The organism is Methylobacterium sp. Leaf100 (assembly GCF_001422845.1).
GTDB lineage: Bacteria > Pseudomonadota > Alphaproteobacteria > Rhizobiales > Beijerinckiaceae > Methylobacterium.
On the sequence record NZ_LMMW01000059.1, the window covers coordinates 1 to 1,942 of the forward strand.

Consider the following 1,942-nt stretch of genomic DNA (forward strand, 5'->3'; position numbering starts at 1 on the left):
CGCGTGCGCACCACCTGCCCGGCCGCGTCGGTCTCGTAGGTCGTCTCGCCCCAGCGCGTATCCGCGATCGCGCGAGGAGAGAAGTCACGCGCCCAGGCATAGGCACGATCAAGTTCCAGCAACGGAGCTTGGCTCGCCAGGCCAGCCTGACCGCGCCCGCCCGTCTGGCGCACGAGCTGCCCGACCGTGTCCCAGCCTTGCTCCAGCCGGAAGCCCGTCGCACTCTCGCGCCCGATCTCGCGGCCCAGCGCATCACTGGAGAAGCGCAGCGGCGCATGCCCGCCGATGGCGATCTCTCGCACGGCCCCCAGCGGATCGTACAGGCTCGCCACCAGCCGCCCGCCGATGCGCCGCTCCAGCCGGTTGCTCCGGCCGATAAATCAAGCGACTGAAATTATCGCTACACGTCGATTTAAAATATAAAATTCGTTGTCTATGTTTGTATAAATATAACTAGTTTATCGTGCATCTAATCTCTCCAAGATACTTTCGAGGGTTAATTTCCAGTTAACATACTGCGGCGAATCTTTCCATAGATCCATCAGTTCTGAAGGATCCCTGAGTATTCTTCTGATGCATAAATGTGACTTTTCATACATATATGCTTCGAATCTTAAACTTCTTAAGTATTCCATAAAACTGGAGTCTATATTGGCATCAAATTTTGTCTCAAATTCACCCTTAGTTTGAGCAATTAGTCCTGCCGCTGCGATCCCTTGCTGAGCTTCTGGGGCCTCTAAATAATCTTCACCGGTCAAGATGACCTTATCAAGCGCCGCTTCAAATGAAAGAATGGTAGAGTCTTTGCGGATTACATCTAAGAGATCCTGAGCATCATCATTATCGAACGGACCTACATTCCAAGTACCCACAACAATCCCCTCCATTGCTTCCAGCCATTGACGATTGAGTCGTGGATTTTTATGATTAGAAATGATTTAAAAATTTAGGCTAAGGCTTTATAAAGTTTACCATTAGCATATATTTACTCTTTTTCCCCAAAAAAAAGCTTTCTAGCCTTTCTTCGACATGTTTTGGCGCCCAGACGGCTGCTTTCTCAAGGCCCATGCATTCGTCAATTGATGCTGGCGATTCAATACCGTTTTCGTAGGTATATAATTTTCTGCTGATTGGATCTTGTTTAAAGAATTTTGGTATTGACAGCAAACTAACATCTAAATGTATGTGGCCAATTATAGGCCAGCGCCCCGAAACAATAGCTTCGTCATTTATCCAAATCTTGAATGCTATGTTAGCTTTGCATATAACATCCAGCGGCTGATCTTCTGTGTAAGTTTTATCATAAAAAGCCATTAGGGGGCTTGATAGTACGCGGCCGTAACTAAATGAGTTGATAAATTTTATTTTGAAAAAATCGCCGGACTGATACTTCAGTCTTTTAGTCATGTCTACCTCTCAAAGGCTTTTTTTGCTGCGTCCAGGTATTTTTGGCGATTTGGATTGCCGGGACGTATGCTATTGATAGAATTGCTCGAACTTCCGCCTTGACTTTGTGCCCTGCCATAATGGTCAATCAGTTGCTGTTCGCGCCCCCTAACAGCATTTCTATCTACAGAAGATTTGTCCAACTCTGCTGGCCCAAAATCCTTATCATTCATGTGGTGATTCCGATCTCTTCGAGCGACATTTTTTTCCGGTTCACAGCATCCACTGGTTCGCCCGACGTAAGGTGCTCCTCCGTCCGGACTCGGTTTGGTATACGTTTGCCACGTTTTCGGGGCTAACCCGAGTGGATCAATCCATGCGTGAGGCTCGACCACGTAACTGTATTGACGCGTGCCTCCATCGATTCCTATAGGATCACTAGAAAGATATTGCGAAATCAGCCCATCATAATGCCTGAAGCGATTATAGCTGAGTCCCGTCTCAAAATCCTCCCATTGCCCCTGGAAGCGGATTGGACAGACCTGTGCAGCCGCGA

General features: G+C 47.9%; 4 protein-coding genes. All 4 read right to left on the reverse strand.

Annotated features, from left to right (window positions below; genetic code table 11):
• Positions 1-332 (reverse strand): hypothetical protein (locus tag ASF25_RS18585; protein WP_156369068.1); only part of this gene is annotated, 332 nt, incomplete at its 3' end.
• Between the two features lie 126 nt (positions 333-458).
• Positions 459-887: a DUF4259 domain-containing protein gene (locus tag ASF25_RS22295; protein ID WP_082502935.1), complete on the reverse strand. Its 429-nt coding sequence runs from the start codon at positions 885-887 to the stop codon at positions 459-461.
• Between the two features lie 64 nt (positions 888-951).
• A complete protein-coding gene (locus ASF25_RS22300) occupies positions 952-1,407 on the reverse strand; it encodes an Imm26 family immunity protein (RefSeq protein WP_082502937.1) in 456 nt (151 codons plus the stop codon).
• A 2-nt stretch (positions 1,408-1,409) separates the two neighbouring features.
• A partial coding sequence (locus tag ASF25_RS23295; protein ID WP_200927321.1) for an RHS repeat-associated core domain-containing protein occupies positions 1,410-1,942 on the reverse strand: 533 nt, incomplete at its 5' end.